At 47.0% G+C, this 619-nt stretch carries 1 protein-coding gene; it reads left to right on the top strand.

Translation table 11 applies throughout. From position 1 onward, the window contains the following. Positions 1 to 47 precede the first annotated feature (47 nt). Positions 48 to 619: YCF48-related protein (locus A3757_RS00790; protein ID WP_231878176.1), on the top strand; the 572-nt coding region annotated here is incomplete at its 3' end.

Here is a 619-nt window from a genome sequence, read left to right as displayed (position 1 = left end):
CTAAATTTATTAAGCACCTACTTATTACGGAAAGAATACTGAACATCATGTTGAATAGCTATGCTTGCCTCAAAATGCTGCACCGCCTTTTTCTATTGCTTTTGCTTGCAGGGCCACTTAGTGCGCTTGAATTAAAGGATCGTTTAGATGAGCCTTCGCGAACCTTCAACAATGTCGAGAAGTCGGCTTTTCTTGATGTCACGACTCTCGGTGATCGATTGCTAACAATCGGCGAACGCGGCGTCATTGCTTACTCTAATGACGGAGGTGAAAACTGGGTTCAGGCAAAGGTGCCTGTTTCAACGATGCTCACAGCGATGTACTTTGTTGATGATACCCATGGCTGGGCAGTGGGGCATAGTGCCGTGGTTCTTCATACGCAAGATGCTGGCGAAAACTGGACGCTTCAGTTTGATGGCAAGCGAGCTAATGAGCTGCTCCTTGACGGTGCTAAAGCAGACTATCAAGCTCTTCGGGAAGAGTACGATGCCGCCGATGAGGAAGCTCAGGACGATTTGTCCTACGATTTAGATGATGCCGAATTCGCCCTATCGAATGCTGAGTTTGATAGCCAGTTAGGGCCAGCGAACCCTCTTTTGGAAGTGTATTTTGAAAACAA

The sequence above is a fragment of the Oleiphilus sp. HI0117 genome, assembly GCF_001635235.1.
This window is presented reverse-complemented; position numbering and strand designations above follow the sequence as displayed.